The sequence below is a fragment of the Psychromonas sp. 14N.309.X.WAT.B.A12 genome, assembly GCF_030397575.1.
Classification (GTDB): Bacteria; Pseudomonadota; Gammaproteobacteria; order Enterobacterales; family Psychromonadaceae; genus Psychromonas.
This window is the reverse complement of the sequence record NZ_JAPNXS010000001.1, coordinates 127,617-148,878: the sequence shown is the minus strand read 5'-3', so window position 1 is coordinate 148,878 and position 21,262 is coordinate 127,617. Positions and strand designations below refer to the sequence as shown.

At 37.7% G+C, this 21,262-nt stretch carries 16 protein-coding genes and 1 pseudogene; 3 read left to right on the top strand and 14 right to left on the bottom strand.

Going from position 1 to position 21,262, the window contains the following annotated elements; genetic code table 11:
- Window positions 1-150 precede the first annotated feature (150 nt).
- From OW492_RS00685 to OW492_RS00645, 9 genes and pseudogenes are all read right to left on the bottom strand, one after another.
- The gene (locus OW492_RS00685) at window positions 151-750 is read right to left on the bottom strand and encodes a YitT family protein (RefSeq protein ID WP_290037719.1); all 600 of its coding nucleotides are present in this window, start codon (window positions 748-750) and stop codon (window positions 151-153) included.
- Between the two features lie 381 nt (window positions 751-1,131).
- Window positions 1,132-2,220 carry a rhomboid family intramembrane serine protease gene (locus tag OW492_RS00680; protein WP_290037718.1) on the bottom strand — a complete coding sequence of 363 codons (1,089 nt, stop codon included), beginning with the start codon at window positions 2,218-2,220 and terminating at the stop codon, window positions 1,132-1,134.
- A 10-nt stretch (window positions 2,221-2,230) separates the two neighbouring features.
- Window positions 2,231-2,848, bottom strand: a complete 618-nt coding sequence (locus OW492_RS00675) for a hypothetical protein (RefSeq protein WP_290037715.1) — start codon at window positions 2,846-2,848, stop codon at window positions 2,231-2,233.
- Between the two features lie 183 nt (window positions 2,849-3,031).
- Window positions 3,032-3,160: pseudogene (locus tag OW492_RS00670) on the bottom strand (VOC family protein); the annotation flags it as partial.
- Between the two features lie 45 nt (window positions 3,161-3,205).
- Window positions 3,206-3,484, bottom strand: coding sequence for a hypothetical protein (locus OW492_RS00665; protein ID WP_290037713.1), 279 nt, complete (start codon window positions 3,482-3,484; stop codon window positions 3,206-3,208).
- Window positions 3,462-3,614: a hypothetical protein gene (locus OW492_RS00660; protein WP_290037711.1), complete on the bottom strand. Its 153-nt coding sequence runs from the start codon at window positions 3,612-3,614 to the stop codon at window positions 3,462-3,464. The genes OW492_RS00665 and OW492_RS00660 overlap by 23 nt, the downstream gene beginning before the upstream one ends.
- An 80-nt stretch (window positions 3,615-3,694) precedes the next feature.
- Window positions 3,695-4,285, bottom strand: coding sequence for an AAA family ATPase (locus OW492_RS00655; RefSeq protein ID WP_290037710.1), 591 nt, complete (start codon window positions 4,283-4,285; stop codon window positions 3,695-3,697).
- 125 nt (window positions 4,286-4,410) lie between these two features.
- Window positions 4,411-5,571, bottom strand: coding sequence for an alpha/beta fold hydrolase (locus OW492_RS00650; protein WP_290037709.1), 1,161 nt, complete (start codon window positions 5,569-5,571; stop codon window positions 4,411-4,413).
- 50 nt (window positions 5,572-5,621) lie between these two features.
- Window positions 5,622-6,671, bottom strand: coding sequence for an acyltransferase family protein (locus OW492_RS00645; RefSeq protein WP_290037708.1), 1,050 nt, complete (start codon window positions 6,669-6,671; stop codon window positions 5,622-5,624).
- Window positions 6,672-7,085: 414 nt separating this feature from the next.
- Here OW492_RS00645 and OW492_RS00640 point away from each other — a divergent pair, with 414 nt between their 5' ends.
- Entirely contained in the window at window positions 7,086-8,339 is a 1,254-nt protein-coding gene (locus OW492_RS00640) for an MFS transporter (RefSeq protein WP_290037707.1), read from the top strand.
- 65 nt (window positions 8,340-8,404) lie between these two features.
- On the opposite strand, the gene OW492_RS00635 is transcribed toward OW492_RS00640, so the two are convergent.
- The 4 genes from OW492_RS00635 to carA form a co-directional block, all read right to left on the bottom strand.
- Window positions 8,405-9,676, bottom strand: a complete 1,272-nt coding sequence (locus OW492_RS00635) for a DUF2254 domain-containing protein (protein WP_290037706.1) — start codon at window positions 9,674-9,676, stop codon at window positions 8,405-8,407.
- A gap of 838 nt (window positions 9,677-10,514) precedes the next feature.
- Complete coding sequence (locus OW492_RS00630) at window positions 10,515-11,099, bottom strand: uracil-DNA glycosylase family protein (protein WP_290037704.1); 585 nt, start codon at window positions 11,097-11,099, stop codon at window positions 10,515-10,517.
- 632 nt (window positions 11,100-11,731) lie between these two features.
- Window positions 11,732-14,962, bottom strand: coding sequence for a carbamoyl-phosphate synthase large subunit (gene carB / locus OW492_RS00625; RefSeq protein WP_290037703.1), 3,231 nt, complete (start codon window positions 14,960-14,962; stop codon window positions 11,732-11,734).
- A gap of 68 nt (window positions 14,963-15,030) precedes the next feature.
- Window positions 15,031-16,179 carry a glutamine-hydrolyzing carbamoyl-phosphate synthase small subunit gene (gene carA / locus OW492_RS00620; protein WP_290037702.1) on the bottom strand — a complete coding sequence of 383 codons (1,149 nt, stop codon included), beginning with the start codon at window positions 16,177-16,179 and terminating at the stop codon, window positions 15,031-15,033.
- A 546-nt stretch (window positions 16,180-16,725) separates the two neighbouring features.
- Between carA and OW492_RS00615 the strand changes: the two genes are divergently transcribed.
- Complete coding sequence (locus OW492_RS00615; protein ID WP_290037701.1) at window positions 16,726-18,183, top strand: aminoacyl-histidine dipeptidase; 1,458 nt, start codon at window positions 16,726-16,728, stop codon at window positions 18,181-18,183.
- Window positions 18,184-19,145: 962 nt separating this feature from the next.
- Here the strand turns inward: OW492_RS00615 and OW492_RS00610 are convergent.
- Window positions 19,146-20,102, bottom strand: coding sequence for a S49 family peptidase (locus tag OW492_RS00610; RefSeq protein ID WP_290037699.1), 957 nt, complete (start codon window positions 20,100-20,102; stop codon window positions 19,146-19,148).
- A gap of 146 nt (window positions 20,103-20,248) precedes the next feature.
- On the opposite strand from OW492_RS00610, the gene OW492_RS00605 reads away from it, so the two are divergent.
- Entirely contained in the window at window positions 20,249-21,193 is a 945-nt protein-coding gene (locus tag OW492_RS00605; protein ID WP_290037698.1) for a hypothetical protein, read from the top strand.
- Window positions 21,194-21,262: the final 69 nt, after the last annotated feature.

Genomic DNA, 21,262 nt, shown 5'->3' with positions numbered 1-21,262 from the left:
ACAAAAGTAGAAGTCGTTAAATAGATTAATCTTAAACTATTTTTTTCGAGATATAGTTTTTTATGATGGAGTACTATATTCCACCAACAAAAAAACCAGTTTAGTTATTATTTCTATACAGGTGGTTTAGATAGTAGTTAGCATTCTTTTCTACTTACCGCTATAACGTCCTGGTTTATGGTTTATCACCAATATTAAATTACAAGCTGTTGCACCAATAATTGATAATAGAATGGCTCGCCAATCCACAATAAAAATGGCGAGTAATAACACAATAAAATCCACCGACATTTGAAACTTACCGATAGAGATATTGTATTTTTGATTTAAAAATTGTGCCAAAATCATTAATCCCCCCAAGCTTGCACCATGTCTAAATAACATCAGCAAACCAAAGCCAATTAAAAGCCCGCCCACCACTGCTGAATAAATAGGATCTAAAAAGCTCACAGTAATAAATGTAGGTGTAAACTCAACAAAAACAGACAGTAATAAAACCGCGACAAAAGTCTTTAGCGTAAATTTCCACCCTAACTGTTTATAAGACAGGATATAAAATGGCAGATTAATAATAAAAAATATTTCACTAAAACTAAACTGAGTTGCGTATTGCCCTAAAAAAGACAATCCAGCCGTACCACCAATTAATAATCCTGTTGTTTTAAAAAGCATTACTCCCAATGAAGCTAATAGTGTGGCAATAATAATGGCTTGGACATCTTCAATAAAACTATGTTTGTTACTTGGCATTAAATTCTCTTCCTAGTGTCACGCAATACGCACATTTTTCAACATTGAATATAGAGTTTCAATTAAAAGAACTCCAGCACCTATAATCTCAATAGGTTAGCAATAAATAAGCCAAATACATTTATGAAATGATATTGAAGTAAGCCCTATTATCAACCGAGATAAAATCTGTGTTAGCTGACTAGAGAGATGGCTTAATCACAGAAAATGGATCAAAACAGTGCACTTAAGGGATTTATTGCTATATAAAAAGCCATAGTAAACGATCAACAACTCAAGGTTTAATCATTTCATCAAAGTACTCAATATAACTTGTTTATATAACAAAAGTATTAACGTCAGCCGACACCCCATTTCATGGCTGTCGGTATAAATAAAAACTTAACGTTTCACTTTCACTTCTTGGCTATTAAGCATCGCCAACAGAGGGTTTGTAGCAAATACTTTCTTTTTAACCAGCAAACCAATCACAATACCAACAATAAAACCGCCAATATGAGCCCAATAAGCGACACCTCCACCGCTTTCATTTGCTAAATAAAGACCCACAATATTAGTCACAATCCAAAAACCAAAGAAGATCATAGGACTCACTTTTTTCTGATAAACAATCACCATCAGTGTCAAGCTAGCGTGCCTAAACCATAATAAATACATACCAAATAAGCCTGCAATCGCACCACTTGCACCTACCATTGGAATAGTTGAATTAGGATCAGCTAAAATCTGTGCAACAGCTGCACCAAGACCACACAAAGTGTAATAAAGAATAAATTTGCCACGGCCTAATGTATCTTCTAAATTGTCACCGATGATATATAAGAAGTACATATTACCAACTAAATGCATTAACCCACCATGCATATACATATGGGTTAGTAGTGCCCACAATTGTTGACCATGACTGACTTGGTCAGAATGCAACGCAAAGTAATTAAAGGCAAAAGATTCATTAACGACTCCCACACTGTAACTGATAAAGAATAAAATATTAAAAAATAGCAAAGAGTACATTGCCCATGGTGTTCTTTTAGGCTTTAGATTGTATTCCACTGGCATTTGCGATAAAAATTGAAACAACCAAGTACGTTTATGTGTCGGTTTATCTAATTCCAACAGAGCTTGTGCAATCGCTGGAGATTGGGTTACTTTTTCTAACTCTTCATGATCTAGCCAAACTCCAAAACAGTTAGAACAGGTATCAACTTCGACCTCAAAACCAGACATAAGATGATAGCGAGATAGCTTTTTATCACATACATGGCAATGACGTTTAGATTCGCCCAATACCTCTCCCAAGGCCTCTTCCATATAAACCTGTGAATTACCATTATCAGCAACAGATAAAGCACCGTCTAACTCGCCTAGTTCTAACCAGATACCATGACATTCTTGACACTGCTCCACTTCTTGTTGATGAAACTCATATGCTCTCATTGAAGTACTGGCGCAATTTGGGCAATTTTTCATTGTAATTTCCTTAATTATTTGACAACGGGCCGACTTCAATACCAGCTTCTATAAGTTCGTGATGTAGTTGGGTATAATTGTTAATTAGATTTTTTAGCGCACCATCACTTACTTTTTTATTAAGTGCTAGTAGTAAACCCGCACCATATTTAGGACCAAATTGATTGTTTTCTATTTTTGTAATGATCTGCGCAGTTTCTGAATTATAACGACGAACACCGGAGAGTATGTAACTTGGTGTTTCTAATGCATTGGATGAATACTTCATGTTACCCCATACAAAATCGTCAATCGCAGGGTGGTAGGCTTTTATATTGTAAGGTGACTTCTCTTTCAGTAATTTAGCATAGCTATCAAGTGTCTTAATATTATCGCCAAGTTCATCAGCCAAAGCATGTTGCAAATAGAAATTCTTCTCTTTGCTATTTAAATTTTCAAATAATAAAGCTTGGGATAAACCCTCTTGAGCAGCTAAATAAACCCCTATCACAGTCGCAATGACCATAAATATTTGTCCAACCCAAAAACCGCTTTTTATTAAGTCAGAATTATCAAAACGAATTGCAGGCCGTTGTTTTTTATTTTTTTTATCAAGAGTTTCAGCTACTTTTGGCGTTTCAGGTTCCATTATCTCTTTCTTCCTTGTTCGTTTAGTTAAAATTAATCTGTGTATTAATGTTTACTGCAATAAACACCTAAAAAATAATATCACATATTAATAATATTTTTATATTTACCTGAAAAATTAGTAAGATATAGCTATATAGCAAAGACTGTAAACAGAAGATAAAAATCAGTAATGGTAGGGAGATTTATAAGATTGCCTTTCTGCACGATAATGTTCAGTACTCACTTGCAACCCAAGAATGTCAGTATAAAAATACTTTGACCTTGAATAATCAGAACAAATAACCGCAACATGATTAATTGGCTTAAACAATCGACACTGCCAATAGAAGAATAGAATATTTACATTACTATTATTTTATAGTCGATTAACAACATAAAGTAGAAAGGTCATTTGGTTATTAGACAAGTGATGAATGGGTGAAGATACTTTAACTAAGGCACCGGATTCAATCCCTTGTTTACAAATAATATCATCAGCTAAGAATAAGCCTTCCCCATCTAGTGCAGCTTCTAAAGCAAGTGACAAATCTGAATAAACATAACCATGCATCCAGCTGTTGCTATTAGGCAAATATTTAATAAACCATTGCTTCCAAACCGCTCTACTGTTGTCATGAACTAACGGTACCTGCACGAGCCTGCGTAGAGTCCAAACTAGCGAATCCAGACTGGAAAGTAGAAATGATGTTTATTGCCGCATTACCAACAACTTGATAAAAAAGTAGCACTGCGCTGCCTTTTATAATAAACAGATTAGGTAACATCAATTGCCTAATCTGTGCAGACTTATTAATACAGTCTCTGTTTGGTCAGCCATAAGAGAATGGAAAACCTGAAAAATCAACTACGATTTCTTTTCTAAAATAGAAACCACCTCTTTCATTGAGTTTTCATATTCTTCTTGGTTGGAGTTTTTAAATAGAAGTAGATCATCGACGATATCGGGGTTATCAAGGCTCAATGGAATAGAGAAATCAACGTCTTTAATATACTCATCCCAATTGTCGAGCTTCCATGTATCTCTTGATGAGTTTCTTTCAATCATACGACTTTTGACTACGTCAACATCTGTCATCACCCAGACAACGGTTAAACGTGCATCTTTTTCGATGAGTTGATTCTTTAAATTATCAATAAAAGCAGTGTCTCTAATTTCACGAGTAAATGGCGCGTTAATTAGTACAATATCATCATATTCAAGAGCTTCCATTGCTAAAGCTAATACCGCGTCGTACTCGTAATTACGAATATGCTCTTCAAAGAAATCGGAGCTTCGGTTAACCTCTTCATTCATCACTTTAAAAATCTGATGTGATAGCACTATTAACGTATCTTTATCTAAATACACAACATGCTTCAGTGCTTTAGCCAACTTTTTAGAAATGTAGGTTTTGCCACTTGCTGGCGGCGAGGTTACTAGAATAAGTCTTTTCATTATTAATCCTTAATAATATAAGCTATTTTGAAAATTTATTTCATTAAATTAAACAATAAAAAAGGTTTAATTAGCGTGGTATTACTATCAAATATCACCGTCTGCTTCCTGTATGTACTTATACATTATTGATTATCCATTACGCGATCCAGCTCTGTCATACTTTTATCAAAATAAGGGTTATAAGTTAATCGAGCCAATGTTTTACCTTCAACATGCCAACCGTAAGAAGAGTACCAAATATCTTCACCTGCTTCACAAGCCTTTTGTCGCTCTTTAGACTGGCCATTATTACATATAGTAATATCGGCTTTTGCACCATATTCGGTATTATTAGGTGAATATAACAACCCCATATGAGAACCATTAACGATATGTAAATCAGGGCGATTCATACTAAAACGGGTACTTTGCGAGATTGATAGGTCTTCTTCACCTAGCCATACAAGGTGATTGTTTTTATTTTTAAATTGTTGTTCGAATACAGCAATAGGAAATGCCCTATCAATGACACGGTCGCCTTCACTGATCATCATAAACACAGGTTTGTTATAAGTGATATCCTGTAGGTCTTCTTGAACTGTTGCAGCAGTATCGTAATAAACTGCTGCACCATGCATAGGTAAAGAATTATAACGTATGTAATTGGTTTCAGGGTCTTGATCAGCCCATGTCACAAAGTAACTCGCCAAACTAGCCCACTTCACCACTGATTTTTCTGGCTTAAAAGCTGGAGAAAACAATAATAATCCAGCGATGCCATCATCATTTAACGCTTCAGATGTTACCAAGTTTGCTCCAGTAGAATAGCCTCCCAGCCACAGTTTATTTGACTTAGTTTTTAATAACTCAATATGATGGTGTACCACACCTTGCCAGTCTTCTAAACTAGGCAACATTAAATCGCCAGATTTACTACCATGCCCAGGCAATAAAACCGTTCTTACCAAATACCCCTGCGACACTAAATGATCAGCAATATCGATAAATGAATATGGAGAATCGCCCAAGCCATGCACTAAAAGCACCGCGTCACCATTTGGATTTTCAGGAATTAATTCAAAAGGTAAATTAGCGCGTAACTCTTTTTCAACATCATCGGTTTTAAAGACTCTATGCGTTAATAGCCACTCTCTTGTCTCACTAATATATTGCTTAAAGGTATCTTGCGAATAACTAGGTAAAGCATCGGCGACTTGATAATTAGGGTTAAGATTGGCTTGGCTACAAGCAGCAAGTAACACAACAGAGCTCAGAACAGCATGACGTAAAAATGATGAAATCAAGTTAAAATCCTATTGAAAAGTTAATAATAAATATATTCATTTACTACGACTTACGGCGCAATTAAGTTTATTACCGGTATTTTTTTAATGAATAAAACCATAAAAAATGATAGTAGAAATACAATCAACGACGTTAAGGGTATAAATAATAATGGGTCACCTGAAAATGCAGATAATTCAAGCCCAATGCTCCCTGTTTTAAATAAATAGATGAAGACAGGATGAATGAGATAGATGCCAAAACTACAAGCACTAAGTTTTTTAACCATCTTCAAAAGAGTTGTATTGTTAAATACAGCGCTGTTTATTGCCACATACTTTATAAGGATAAAACAGGAAATTGCAGCAATAATAGTATTAGGCGCAAGGTAAGAGTATAAATAATCTGAAAACTTCCCATCATTACTTAGCGTTAAATAATAGGTACCCGAAGCAGTAAAAATAACCATCAGTAAATAAATAGCAACAGAAAAAATGAATACCTTCAATGAGATAGTCTTTTTCCCTAAGATATACCCTAATACCAAGTATCCAATGTAACCAGAAATAGAATGTAGATCTATTTTACTATCTACACCAATCACTTTTTCAATAAAGGGAATGACAGAAACGGCTAAAAACCAAATTAAGCAATAATAAACAAGCAATTTATTATCAGTAGAATTGGTCACTATTCTTAAGATAGGGACAAATAAGTAAATACCTATTAGCGCGTATAAAAACCAGAGATGATAGTAACTGGGTTTAAGTAATAAACTGTAAAACTGCTCAAATTTTGGAAGTTCACCATTCTCAACAATGTTTTTCCATAAAATAAAAAATAACGACCAAAAGATAATGGGTACCAGGAGTTTTTTAAATCGCTTTGAAAAATAAAAGCCTAAAGGTTCCTGTTTTTGCAATAACAAAAAACCAGATACCATAAAAAATAGCGGGACACAGACTCTCACCATAGAATCATAGACATTTGCAATTAACCAGTAATCCAAAGGTAATTGATTGAATTTATATAATAAAGGCGAGGCTGAGTGTAAAAATACAACCATACCGATAGCAATAACACGGAGATAATCAACCCACACTACTTTTATATTTTCCAATTTAACTCCTGAGTCTGATTAATAATTAATATGTGACAGTACAAATATAAACCCAAGTGGCTAATGATATAAATATCAAACTGATTATTAAGCAATAAACACTAATTAACAAGAAGAGGGTTAAACAAGCAAAGCATAAATTAAGACATGATAAACAATAACGCATACGTGAATATTTCATAGTTTTACCTACGAACCAAAGCTTCATTAGAGCGAAATAGTTATATGCACTATTAAACTATACATATTAGCGACAAAATGTTGCCTATTTAGACATCTCCTTAGTGGCTTTTATTTTGCTTGATCTTTATTGATTGAGAACGTTACATTTTATGGATCAACACGTTATGATAAATGAAAAGTACTTTTCCTGCTTTACAGCTGTTTAATCCAAAATCTCGAGGTTAACCGACTTTGTCCAATTCATTAAGTGATCACAATGATCAAGTTTCTACGACAACACCGTCTTTAAAACCCAATAACTTATTAGTCTATGTAATGGCTATTGCATCCGGTATGGCGGTGGCTAATCTTTATTACGCACAACCTTTACTACACACCTTAGCGAATATGTTTGGCACCTCTATCGGTACCACTGGGCTGATTATTACCATGACGCAATTAGGATATGTAATGGGTTTAGTGTTGATCGTGCCACTTGGTGATTTACTTGAACGACGTCGTTTAATTACGATTGTCACAGCAGGCACTGCTATTGGCTTAGCCGGTGCAGCACTGTCGAGTAGCATTGGAATATTTCTACTTTCTTGTTTAGCAATTGGTTTAACAGCAGTTGCAGCTCAAGTGTTAGTCCCTTTTGCGGCAGTGTTAGCAGAAGAAGGACAACGAGGAGCAGTGATTGGGCGCGTGATGTCAGGTTTATTATTGGGTATTTTATTGGCCAGAACAGTATCAGGAGTCATTGCTGATGCCTATTGTTGGCAAGCCGTATTTTGGTTTGCCACATTTAGCATGCTTGTTCAAACCGCTGTGCTATGGAAAATGCTTCCCGAAAGTCGAGGTGAAATGCGTTTATCATATCCAGCATTAATTGGCTCAATACTGCACTTATTACGTGATGAGCCTTTGTTAAGACGTCGAATTGTTTATGGAACACTTGGGTTTGCTTCCTTTAGTGTGCTTTGGACTTCCTTAGCTTTTTTACTTGCTCGTCCTCCTTATAATTACACAGATTCATTGATTGGCTTATTTGGATTGCTTGGCGCAGCAGGTGCTCTCAGTGCAAGTTTTGCTGGTAAACTTCATGATAAAGGTCATACCCGTATGGGAACGGGATTACTGTTGTCATTAATCATGATTGCATTCACAATCATGGGCTTATTCAGCACTCACCTTTTTGCCATCATGATTGGAGTGATCCTGCTAGATATTGGGCAGCAAGGATCTCATATATTAAATCAAAGTGTGATTTATACATTGAACCCTGCTGCAAGAAGTCGTATTACAACAGCCTATATGACCAGCTTTTTCTTTGGTGGCGTAGTCGGTTCAGCTTCTTCTGGATATGTATTTGAGATAGCAGGTTGGACTGGTGTATCGTGGTTGGGCGGCTCTTTTGGTGTTATTGCTTTTTTATATTGGTTAACAGAGTTTAAAACAAACACACAACACGCTACTGACAGTGAAACCAGTTTAGAGAGTCAATAATTTAATACATTGAACAGGCTTTTAAAGTTATACCTCGGTTTAAAGGCCTGTTCATTATTCAACGATCAACTAGGCTTGTTTGCTGCATTTTTAACAGCGATCAAGTCTTCTTCTATATCAAGTGCTTTACATGCCCGCTTTAACGCTAAATCCTTTTGATAACGAGCAGCTTTTTGAATATCATCATTGTTAAGTGACTCAAGAGAATTAAATGCTTTTTGTAAGCGAACACAGACCTCTATGCTACCGGCACCATCACGAGCGATAGCGGTAAAAGCATCTTCAAACATATCCGATACCAGAATCTCTGGCACTGCGACTCGGTCAAACTCAACGTGGTTTTTATTTTCAGTTTTTGCTGGTGCGTTAAAAGTAGAAATTAAACGTACCAATGTGCCAATCACTTTTATCGCCGTCCCTGGATCATTAACAGCTGGAGATAAGGCACGAACTGCAATTTCAGATAATGTAACCAAACCAAATCGAGGATCATCTTCAAAGGTACGATCTTTACCAATGTGAAACGCCTCCATTAAACATGTGCAATCCAATTCAGACAAATCGCCTGATGGAATGCTAACGTAAGCCAATGCTTGATCAGGTGAAGCAAATGTACCAGGTAAAGCCGACAACACTACCGACACGTCAACATCATTTGCCCAGTCTTGAATCACTGCCATGTCAATATGCTGTACATAGCCTATTTTGGATGTATACACAGCTTGGCCTTTAGTTGGTGAACCTAAAATTGATATTCCACCCAATGTCGGCTTATCTCTTCTTCTAGTCAGCGCTTTTTCCGTTGCACTTTCCACTTTATCAATAGTTGAACCCACTCGTCCCAAACGCGCAATGCTGTCTACCCACCTTACAAAAGTCAAAATCACCACAGCGAATACAAATACAGTTAGAACAAAAAGCGTAAAAAGCCCCGCTTTATCATAGAAAGTATTTTTGACAGCAGTAATTGCAACGACACTAAAAATGAAAGCACCAACAAAAGTGGAAAGTGCATTCTGTGACACATCGTCGGCAACCACCAGCGAGAAAGAACGAGGGCTCGCAGAGTTACTTGCAGCCGCGTATGCTGCAACCATAGATGACACAGAAAGCGTCGCAATCACCAACATGCTAGAAGCCATAATGGAAAGTAAGGTTTCAACCGAATCCTTTTCAACTAAAGGCGCAAAGTTCGCTAACTGAGAGCCATCTATAAATTTCGCAGCAAAGACAACAACTACCGACAATAAACAGATTGCTAATGGGCGCACCCAAAGCCGTTCAGCAAAACGATTAAACAAAAATCGAAGGCGATCTAACGAAATGAATGAAGTCATAATGGCACCCTATATTCACCTAGCTAAGCTGTTGAATTTCTTGCTATCAGCCTAAACAGTTGAAATAAAAACCACATTAATTCACATTTACTTGAGATTCAAATTTATTATTTGGTTTTGATTAAATGATTGATTAAATTAAAGTGAAAAAGCACTACGAGTCTCATTAGTTTATCATGTCATCGATGAACATCCATTTAGGCTTAATCTAAGCAATGTTTTGGCTTCTCTATATTATGAACAACCTAATACTGCTCACATGCTTATTCACTTTACCTAAATCGTACAGCCTATATCACCTTATTCTAATTGACAGCGCTACAGAAGTACTTGGTCGTTAGCTATTTTATCTGCTACCAATATTGCTATAGGCACTTTCATATTTTAATACAATAGATGATAACCATTAGTTTCAAAGTGTCGATATTCCAATAATGGCGTTTTTTTCTTTAATAGGTTATGGGGAATGTTGTTGAAAATAATCGAATAAGCATTCTGATACTTGATTGGCTACTAGCAGTTTGAGTTACAAGGTAACTAATAATATATGCGGAAGAAATACCAACCAACTACGGGTCGATAAAAACAAATACAGGTGTAGCTAAACTTTTAGTGTGCTGACGTTTAACCAACAATAAAAACCTTATAAAAACAATAAACCATTGATTTAAAAATTTAAACCTACTAACAAAAGTTTTCCATATACTGATGTATTCTATTTTTAAAAAATATTAAACAGAAATTTTACGGCGTCAAAAATACATTTCAAATCGCCGAGCTAGTCACAGGATAATCAAATAATGGAGGTAAACTGCCTTATGAAAAAGCTAAGTAAAATCTATTTAAGAATATTATGAACTCTATTTTGTAATACCGTTAATACATCTGCTTCAAACCATGGATTATTTTTTAACCAAATATTATTACGTGGACTTGGATGTGGTAGCGGCATAACCTGATCTCCAAACATAGCCCAATTCTTGACTGTTTCAGTAAGATTTGTACCTCTATTTTTTAAATGCCATGCCAAAGCATATTGTCCAATAACAAGTGTAAGTTGTATGTGTGGCATCGTTTCAAGCAATTTATTACGCCAAGTCTCTGCACAGATTGGCGGAGGAGGTAAATCACCTGATTTCCCCTTTCCTGGATAACAAAAAGCCATGGGCAATATGGCAATTTTTTGTGAATCATAGAAAGTTTCTTTATTAATCCCCATCCATTCTCTTAATCGGTCACCACTCGGATCATCAAATGGAATACCTGTAGCATGAACTCTTGAGCCAGGCGCTTGACCTGCAATAAGAATTTTCGCATGCGGATTAACTTGTAAAACAGGGCGAACGCCTGCTTTTAAGTTAGTTTCGCAAATAGTGCACGAATCCACCTCTGTTAATAATTGATTGAAGTCTTTTATTTTCACGATTTACTAAAAGCCTATTATTGTTATTAAAGTGAGGCCTAACCAATTAGATAGACTGTATTTTGGTCTTAGTGAAAGCACCGATTCAATTTCAACACCTAAAAAACTCCCTTCATACGAAAAGTAATAGGTATATAGCACTTTATTTTCAGCCTCTTATTTTGATAATTATACCGATAACATTAAATATGTTATCAGAATTTTATACAGCAAAAGGAGTTCAATTCAAGGCGTAAATGATGTTCTATTTACGAAATTCACAACGAAGAAGTGAGCTGATTTAACAAGTGAAATAGATAAGTTATTTATTGTGTTCGGTATTATTTCCTACATGCTTTTAAAAAACCTTTAGGTTCGACAATGATTTACTGCAAATGCACGTCGGCTTGCTTATCAATATCAGTTCTACTAAATATTAATAGGCAACCGGCACTATGAGTAACTTCTAGAGATGATAGCCGACCATTTATCTTTGGTGTTTAAAACACCTCTATGATACTCGCACACATACATATCAGTTGCCGCGATAGGTATTTTAGAATCAAACTCCCCTAGCTCAAAGACAAAAAAGCCACTCGTTTGAGTGGCTTCCTATTTACTACATCACTAGCTATTGATTATCAACTTAATGATTAACCATTAATGCGTTTATGTAGCTCTTGTACTGAACTTACTGTTGCTTCTGGTGCTGTTGGATCAGCAGTGTGAGCGCGGCAAGTTGCAAATGCACCGTTTAGCGTTGTTGTGTAGTTTACTTTATAACGTAATGCTGCACGACGTAACTGACGCGAATCTTCAATTGATATACGCCCTTCTGTGGTGTTCACAATGTATTTGTATTCACTGTTTTTAACACGGTCTAGAATGTGTGGACGGCCTTCGTGAACCTTGTTCACTAGGCGAGCTTCAATACCAGACTCTTGTAAGGTGATCATCGTACCGTGCGTTGCATCTAGTTCGAAACCTAAGTCCAGCATTTGTTGTGCTAACTTAGCAACACGCTTTTTATCACTGTTACGAACAGATATTAATGCACGACCAATTTCAGGCACTTCTTTCGTTGAACCTAGTTCCGCTTTTGCATAAGCTTCAGCAAAGGTTGCACCTGCACCCATTACTTCACCTGTTGAACGCATTTCAGGACCTAAGATTGGGTCAGAGCCTGGGAATTTGTTAAACGGTAATACTACCTCTTTAACTGAGTAGTAAGGTGGAATAACTTCTTCAGTCACACCTAGTTCTTTCAGCGTTTTGCCTGCCATTACACTTGCGCCTATTTTAGCAATTGGCACACTTGTCGCTTTAGAAACAAATGGAACAGTACGGGCAGCACGTGGATTTACTTCAATCATGTAAATCTCGTTATCTTTTACCGCTAGCTGTGTATTCATCAAGCCAACAACACCTAGTTCCAGTGCTAATGCTTTGATGTAACCACGCATTTCGTCTTGAATTTCAGCGCTTAGCGTGTAAGCAGGTAATGAACATGCAGAGTCACCAGAGTGAACACCAGCTTGCTCGATGTGCTCCATGATGCCACCGATAACTACATCAGTACCGTCACAGATTGCATCAATATCAACTTCAACAGCGTCGTCTAAGAAACGGTCAAGTAGAACCGGTGATTCATTAGAAACACTTACTGCTTCTTTAAAGTAACGACGTAAGTCTTGCTCGTCATATACGATTTCCATCGCACGACCACCTAGTACATAAGAAGGACGTACAACTAATGGGTAGCCAATGCGCTTAGCAGATTCAACCGCTTGCTCAAGTGTTGTTACTGTATCGTTTTCAGGCTGTTTAAGACCTAGACGCTCAACCACTTGTTGGAAACGTTCACGGTCTTCTGCGCGGTCAATCGCTTCTGGTGAAGTACCAATAATTGGTACGCCAGCCGCTTCAAGCGCACGTGCTAATTTAAGTGGCGTTTGACCACCGTATTGCACGATAACGCCTTTAGGGTTTTCAACACGTACGATTTCAAGTACATCTTCCAATGTGATTGATTCGAAGTATAAACGGTCTGAAGTATCGTAGTCAGTTGAAACAGTTTCAGGGTTACAGTTAACCATGATAGTTTCGTAACCATCTGCGCGCATTGCCATAGCAGCATGTACACAACAGTAATCGAACTCAATACCTTGACCGATACGGTTAGGACCACCACCGATGATCATGATTTTCTCATTATCACTTGGGTTTGCTTCACACTCTTCATCGTAAGTTGAGTACATGTAAGCCGTATCAGATGAGAACTCTGCAGCACAGGTATCTACACGTTTGTAAACTGGGTGTAGTGCAAATTTTTCACGTAGTTTACGTACTTCAGTCTCAGATGAACCAATCACAGAAGCGATGCGGCTATCAGCAAAACCTTTACGTTTAAGTTTACGTAGTGAATCAGCATCTAGTGAGCGTAAACCGCCTTCTGCTAGTTTCTTCTCTTCTAAGATAAGATCTTCGATTTGAACTAGGAACCAGTTGTCAATCTTAGTGATGTTATGTACTTCTTCCATGGTCATACCAAGGCGGAATGCATCACCGATGTACCAAATACGTTCAGCACCTGCTTCACGTAGTTCGTATAAGACTTTTTCTTTTGCGTCATCAGCGTTTAAATCAACCATCGGGCTGAAACCGTCTGCACCAACTTCTAAGCCACGAAGTGCTTTTTGTAAAGATTCTTGTTGGTTACGGCCAATTGCCATTACTTCACCAACTGATTTCATTTGCGTTGTTAAACGATCGTTTGAGTTAGCAAATTTTTCAAAGTTAAAGCGTGGGATCTTAGTTACAACGTAATCGATAGTTGGCTCAAATGATGCTGGTGTTTTACCGCCAGTGATATCATTTTGTAATTCGTCAAGCGTGTAACCAACCGCTAGTTTTGCAGCGATTTTAGCAATCGGGAAACCTGTTGCTTTAGACGCTAATGCCGATGAACGTGATACACGAGGGTTCATCTCGATAAGTACCATACGGCCATCTGCAGGGTTAATACCAAACTGTACGTTTGAACCACCTGTTTCAACACCGATTTCACGTAATACTGCTAAAGAAGCGTTACGCATTAATTGGTATTCTTTATCTGTTAATGTTTGTGCTGGTGCAACCGTAATTGAGTCACCCGTATGAATCCCCATAGGGTCAAAGTTTTCAATCGCACACACAATGATACAGTTATCATTTTTGTCGCGAACTACTTCCATTTCATACTCTTTCCAACCGATTAATGATTCATCAATCAATAATTCATTGGTTGGAGAAAGGTCTAAACCGTTTGAACAAATGTCATCAAACTCTTCTTGGTTGTATGCGATACCGCCGCCCGTTCCACCCATAGTAAAAGATGGACGAATAATACAAGGGAAGCCAACCATCTCTAATACGCCGTAAGCTTCTTCCATTGTATGTGCGATACCAGCACGTGGACATTCAAGTCCAATTTTCTTCATTGCTGCATCAAAACGGCTACGGTCTTCGGCTTTATCAATTGCATCAGCCGTTGCACCAATCATCTCAACGTTGTATTTCGCTAGCACGCCTTTTTCTTCAAGCTCTAGTGCACAGTTAAGCGCCGTTTGACCACCCATTGTTGGTAAAACTGCACAAGGACGCTCTTTAGCGATAATTTTTTCAACTACTTCCCAGTGAATTGGTTCGATGTAAGTGGCATCAGCCATTTCTGGGTCAGTCATGATGGTTGCAGGGTTAGAGTTTACAAGTACTACACGGTAGCCTTCTTCTCTTAGTGCTTTACATGCTTGCGCACCTGAATAGTCAAATTCACAAGCTTGGCCGATAACGATCGGGCCTGCACCAATGATAAGGATGGTTTTTAAGTCATTACGTTTTGGCATCTGAAATTACCTTTTTATATCTGTTCAATGTGTTCGAAAGCCTTCGAACACAAGGTTATCCGGTTCAACTAAGCGTTTTTGTACTGTTCAATCAATTCAATGAAGTGATCAAATAGTGGTGCTGCATCATGTGGACCAGGGCTAGCTTCTGGGTGACCTTGGAAACTAAATGCCGCTTTATCGGTACGATGAATACCTTGTAAAGAACCATCAAACAATGAAACATGAGTCGCACGTAAGTTAGCAGGTAATGTTGCTTCATCTGCTGCAAAACCGTGGTTTTGGCTAGTGATCATCACTACATCACGTTCTAAGTCTTTCACTGGGTGGTTAGCGCCGTGGTGACCAAACTTCATTTTCACTGTTTTTGCACCACTTGCTAATGCAAGTAACTGGTGACCTAAACAGATACCAAATACAGGGATATCAGTTTTTAGAATCTCTTGAATTGCTTCAATGGCATAAGTACATGGTTCTGGGTCACCAGGGCCATTTGAAAGGAAAATACCATCAGGATTCAATGCCAGTACATCAGCGGCTGGTGTTTGCGCTGGTACTACTGTTAACTTACAGTCACGGTCAGCTAACATGCGTAAGATATTGCGTTTTACACCGTAGTCATAAGCTACTACGTGATATTTGCAATCTGTCTTTGGCGCAGGCAAACCGTCAGTTAGCGTCCAACTACCTTCAGACCATTCAAAAGATTCCGCAGTCGTTACTTCTTTAGCTAAGTCCATTCCTTTTAAACCTGGGAAGGCTTTAGCTTGCTCTAGTGCAGCCGCTTCATCAATGTTCTCGCCAGCCATAATACAGCCAGCTTGAGCACCCTTTTCACGTAAAATACGTGTTAGTTTACGAGTATCAATATCAGCAATACCAACCACATTACGTGATGCTAAGTATTCGCTTAATGATGCTTGATTACGGAAGTTGCTTGCTAGGAGAGGTAAATCACGGATAACTAAACCACAAGCATGGATTGCTGGGGATTCTTCATCTTCTTGGTTGGTGCCGGTGTTGCCGATGTGGGGATAAGTGAGTGTTACGATTTGTCTTGCGTAGGATGGATCAGTTAGGATTTCTTGGTAGCCGGTCATTGACGTATTAAATACAACCTCACCAACAGAACTCCCATCAGCGCCAATTGATACGCCTTTAAAGACAGTCCCATCTTCCAACACCAGTATGGCAGAATGACTCAAGTTAACCTCCATAAATAAAACAAATAAATAAAAATTTATATAATCTGAGTGAGGCCATGCAGAGCATTTTTTCACCAGAAAATAGTAAAATTTGGCAAATTCCGTGCATTTTATAGATCTTCAGTCCAATTGACCAATCAAATTTTACATTTTATTAAAAATATATCTTATTAATTTTTACTTAAGAAGATATGACGGTGGTCACAAAAGTTATCGAGATCAAATTTCTAGAGTTTGGCCATTAAAATGATTGGAATTATTGATTAAACCGAGTAGCGTAACCTTTATAAAGCAGCACACTTAAATGACACGAAAATAAAATAACACATTGATTTTAAATTAAATAAATTGGTTTTCATTATAATTCCGAAGTTGATTAGCTAACGCAAATCAAGTTAACCATGGTCAACATTATTTAAGTGCTTTTAAGGTTTCTTTTTATACAACAACTTCGGTCTGTTTTTTACACAAATTGCATTTGTGAAAAATGTCCTAGCTTGCATATTAAACCAAGCAAAACTGAGGTTATTTTCATTTTATTCGGCAAAAGGCCTGTTTATGCAACAATTACAATCACATTCAGCAGCTCCAGTCTGGTCATTCTTCGAAAATATCTGTGCCATTCCTCGCCCTTCTAAACATGAAGAACAAATACGAAACTGGATTATTAATTGGGCACAAGAAAATAATATTGCTTGTGTTAAGGACAAAATAGGTAATTTAATACTAACAAAACCTGCTTTCGTAGGATATGAAGATAAAACACCGGTTATATTGCAATGCCATCTAGATATGGTCCCGCAAAAAAACAACGATAAAGAACATAACTTTTTAACCGACCCAATTATTCCTATTATAGATGGCGAATGGCTTCGAGCAGACAATACAACGCTAGGAGCTGATAACGGCATTGGTATGGCGTCATGTTTAGCTGTTTTAGCAGATTCAACCATTGAACATGGCCCATTAGAAGTATTAATCACTACCGACGAAGAAACCGGAATGACCGGTGCTTTTGGCTTGGAAGCAGGACAGTTACAGGGAAAGCTATTCATTAACACTGATTCAGAACAAGAAGGCGAACTTTATGTTGGCTGTGCAGGTGGTGTTAACGTGAATGTCTTATTACCCTTTGAAAAAATGGAAACAGATATTACTGATAGCGCTTATCAAATCAGTATCTCTGGTTTAAAAGGTGGACACTCAGGTGTAGATATTAACCTAGGTCGTGCTAACGCGATAAAAGAATTGGCAAATGTATTAACTAACCTCGATGCGGCACCATTTCTTGTTTCATCACTGTCTGGCGGCAGTTTACGTAATGCAATTCCACGTGAAGCACAGGCAATTATTGTATGCGATGCACAATATCAAAATAGTTTAGAAACAGTGATCAATACTTTGCAGGTCAGCTTACGTGACAAGTATAGAGAGAGTGAAAGTAACTTTACGATCACACTTCAACCTTGTGATTTACCAAGCTCAGTATTAACTCATCAATGTCACGAAAACTTAATCAATGCTCTCGCAACTTGTCCAAATGGAATTTACTCGATGGATGATAGTTTTCCTAATGTGGTGGAAACCTCCAGTAACCTTGCTGTGGTGACCCAACAAAGTGGTTTAATGAATCAATTTGCGATACAAATACTAATTCGCTCTCAAATAGAAGAAGACAAACACAAATACGCTAAGCAAATTACAACTCACTTTGAACAATACGAAGGACGCGTAGCTAAAGAAGGTAACTATCCAGGTTGGACGCCAAATAAAGATTCGGCTATCTATAAAACCATGGAAACCCAATATGAGGACCTGTTTGGTAAAAAACCAAAAGCCATGGTTATTCACGCAGGGCTAGAATGCGGATTATTCTGTGAGAAATACCCACACTGGGACATGATCTCTTTCGGCCCTACCATCAAGTTTCCACACAGCCCAGATGAAAAAGTAGAGATAGCCTCAGTGGATAAATACTGGTCATTATTAAAAGCCACATTAAAAGCAATAGATTAATGGTTAGGTAATAAAAATAGGATAGCGCTTCAGCCTGAAAAAGCAGGCTGAAGCGAGTATGCGGCCATCGCATATGACTATTTTCTTGAATGAGCGAAAATCTAATTCAAAATACTCAACCCCAACACAAAAAGAAAAAACACTGCAGGCTAAAGCATGCGCCCCTTAAAAGATGTGTCGTTTAATTGGGCTTTAGTTAAAGGGGTTACATAAATTAGCTATGTAAGTGAGAGTAAATACAAATTAGTAGCGATAGTGATGAGACAAAGTCTAATATTCGGGGCGCTGGCTTTAGCCTGCCAGTATGCGAGCCATCGCATAACAGTATTAGCCATAATGAGCGAAGCAAAAATCTATTTACAAGATTAAGTAGTAAACCCAAAAAACTGCAAGCTAAAGCATGCGCCTCAAAGTCAAAAGAGGTGTCGCTTAATTGCGTTTCTGTTAACTAAACGAGCTATGAACCTTGAGAGTAAAGACAAATTAGTAGCGATAGCGATTAGACGAAGTCTAATATTCGGGGCGCTGGCTTTAGCCTGCCAGTATGCGAGCCATCGCATAACAGTATTAGCCATAATGAGCGAAGCAAAAATCTATTTACAAGATTAAGTAGTAAACCCAAAAAACTGCAAGCTAAAGCATGCGCCTCAAAGTCAAAAGAGGTGTCGCTTAATTGCGTTTCTGTTAACTAAACGAGCTATGATCATTGAGAGTAAAGATAAATTAGTAGCGATAGTGATGAGACAAAGTCTGATATTCGGGGCGCTAGCTTTAGCCTGCCAGTATGCGAGTTATCGCATACAACTATCCCCTTGAATAAGCATAAACCTAATTCAAGATGTTCAATACTGATCAAACCACGGTTGTTTTATAATGATGCCCCCCTTAACCCACAAACAAAAACGCCTCTGATATCAGAGGCGTTATAAATGCAATGAGTTAGTAGCTATAAACAGAAAGCGTTATCTCAACTCCATTGATGCGTTTGAGCTATTCAATAATGTGGCAACACCTTCACCAATTGATAGACCTAATTGCTCAGTAAAGCTTTCTAATGGTGATGGTTTAATTGAATAATCTACAATATCTTCCGCTTGAATGACTTCTCTCGCCACATAACCAGGGCTACCTAAACCATCAATTAATCCCATTGCTAAAGCTTGTTCACCATTCCAGATCAACCCAGAGTAAAGGTCTTCGTTATCTTTAAGTAAACGATCACCACGTCCTTCTTCAACTACTTTAATAAACTGCTGATGAGTGCTGTCTAACACACTTTGCCAAAACTCCCCTTCATCCTTTTTAGCAGGGGAAAAAGGGTCTAAGAATGCTTTATGTTCTCCAGAGGTATAATGACGACGTTCAACACCAACTTTCTCCATTAAATCTACAAAACCAAATCCAGAAGCGGTAACACCAATTGACCCCACTAAACTGGCTTTGTCGGCATAAATTTCATCAGCGGCAACTGCCATATAATATCCACCCGACGCACCTAACTCAGCAATCACTGCATATAATTTTTTCTCAGGATACAAACCGCGTAAACGTTTGATTTCATCATTAACATAGCCTGCTTGTACAGGACTACCACCTGGGCTATTAATGACCATCATTACTGCTTTTGAATATTCATTTTTAAATGCAGCTCTTAATGAACTGACAATACTATTTGCATTTGCCTCTTCATCGGCAGCAATCACACCATTAACCACAACCATTGCAGTGTGCTTTTCTTGTGAAGACGTATCTTTATCTAATAACCCAGTATTCATAAACAAAAATAGGCCAACGAATAAATAGGTAAAAGTTAATAATTTAAAAAACACCCCCCAACGACGTGTTCTTTTTTGTTCCTTAAAGGTTTCTTTCATGAAACCAGATAACCACTTTTCTTGATGACTTTCAGGCTCTTGCATAATTATTTCTCACAGATTAAATAAGCTCACTATTCAACCTGTAATTAATTCCAATATCAAGGAAAAAGATTGTCTTTACTGTTGTAATACTGTGCGCTTCGTTCATACTTTCACGTTCATTTTAGCGCGTCAAAGGACATCGGTTTATGCCAATTAAAGTTATACTATTTGCATTTTTCAGTATCATTTCTTCTCTGTCATGGGCAGTGGAAGAAACAACACCGCCTAATACAGAAGAAACTGTATCTGCCGTTAAACATGTGCAAAAAATAGAAGCTGCCGTGCAAGCTGCATTGGCAAAAAAACAAGCGCAAGCGGATACCCCTATCTTTGCAGAAAAAGCCCTTGTCGAGCGTTATGTACTAGATGAATTAAAAGTACTACGTCATGATCTACAAGATTTAGAGCGAAGCCTTACTATACAAATTACCGATCGTGAATTAGATGTTGCTGATAAATCATTAAGCTACGCAGAGCAAACCGTTAACTTCTTCTTTTATGTGATTGCTGGTGTTGCTTCATTAGTTGCTCTGTTTGGCTGGAAGTCATTACATGAAATTCGTGTAAACACCACCAAAAAAGCCAATGCCGAAATTAAAATGATTGCACAATCCTATGAAGAAAAGTTTAAAACCCTAGAAAAAGACTTGCGAAGAAAAACCTTGCGTATTGCCGATAACCATATCGAAATAGAAAAGATTAACGAGATCCACAATCTCTGGTTACGTGCGCAAAAAGGACAAACGCCAGAGCAAAAAATGGCTGCGTACGATGCTATCTTAAAAATCCGTCCTGGTGACTTAGAAGCCTTAACCTCTAAGGCCGATGCAGCAATGGAATTAAAAGAGTTCCATTGGGCGTTAAGTATTTGTAACCGTGTATTAGATATGGACGATACCAATCAAGATGCCTTCTACCAACGCGCCTGTGCTTACGCTTGTTTAGGTGTAGAAGATCAAGCAATCAGCGATTTAGAGAAAGCCATTGAAGGCCGTTCTGCCTTAAGAGAATTAGCAGCAGATGAAGATGATTTTGAAAACTTACAAGGTAATGAAGCCTTTGATGCTTTGTTAACATCATCAGATAATTAACCTGCCCTTTCCCATTGAGCCTAACAGGATTTAGGCTCTCTTCATCTCGAAAAAATATCACAACATTGC